This is a genomic window from Prevotella sp. HJM029 (assembly GCF_000599605.1).
Lineage (GTDB): Bacteria > Bacteroidota > Bacteroidia > Bacteroidales > Bacteroidaceae > Prevotella.
In genome coordinates this window covers 20,775-21,242 of record NZ_KK082673.1, presented here as the reverse complement: position 1 = coordinate 21,242, position 468 = coordinate 20,775, and the positions used below count along the sequence as shown (strand labels likewise).

The following is a 468-nucleotide window of genomic DNA, read 5'->3' as shown; positions in this document are numbered from 1 at the left end:
GGTATCAAGTTCGATGGTCATTTTAGACTTGGCATCCACAAAAGAATCCGATTTTCCATCAATGATGGAACGACCTCTTCCGTTCGCTCTTGAAACCATAGTTGCTTTTCTTTCGCAACCAGCCGACATCAGTAGGATTACAATAATAGTGCTAAAGAATAGTAGATGGATATAGTTTAACTTTCTTCCCATAATTCACCTGTTTTAGTTTTACCTTAATTCCGCAGCATAAATTCTTGTGAGAACTCCAAGTGCCTGAGAAACAAAGTCCTCAAAACACTTGGATATGTCAGAATTTTCACCTATCTTAGTGCTACCAACAAAAAAAACAAATAAAATATCTGACATGACAAAGGTAGCAATTAAAAACGAGAATATCACATCTTTCGGTGGAATTTACATCATTTCTTGGTGGCTTTTCATACTTCCCCATTGGTTTGGGTGGGGGATTTCATGATTATGCAAGAA

Annotated in this window: 1 protein-coding gene; it reads right to left on the bottom strand. The window is 37.0% G+C overall.

Going from position 1 to position 468, the window contains the following annotated elements:
• Window positions 1-192, bottom strand: a 192-nt coding sequence (locus X919_RS17150; protein ID WP_028900340.1) for a hypothetical protein, incomplete at its 3' end; no start/stop codon positions are given.
• Window positions 193-468 lie beyond the last annotated feature (276 nt).